The organism is Psychromonas aquatilis, from assembly GCF_038155185.1.
GTDB classification, from domain to species: domain Bacteria; phylum Pseudomonadota; class Gammaproteobacteria; order Enterobacterales; family Psychromonadaceae; genus Psychromonas; species Psychromonas aquatilis.
Genome location: NZ_JBAKAZ010000372.1, coordinates 1 through 216 on the forward strand (window position 1 = coordinate 1; position 216 = coordinate 216).

General features: G+C 38.0%; 1 pseudogene. It reads right to left on the reverse strand.

Going from position 1 to position 216, the window contains the following annotated elements:
- Positions 1-216: pseudogene (locus V6256_RS15855) on the reverse strand (pseudouridylate synthase); the annotation flags it as partial.

The following is a 216-nucleotide window of genomic DNA, read 5'->3' on the forward strand; positions in this document are numbered from 1 at the left end:
GGAAGAGGCATAAGGAACAACAGCTATAGGCACTTCGGTTGGTGCTAAACAAAGATATTCAGTAACAGCTTCTTGAGGAGGCTTGGTTATATCCGCTTTTTTATCTTCAATTTTATCGTATTGATATTTTAATGGATAATCTAAGCTCCCTTCACCTAAGTGCCCTCTTACTACGGCAAGATAACTTTTTTCAGAAGTTTGATCGATGAATTGCTG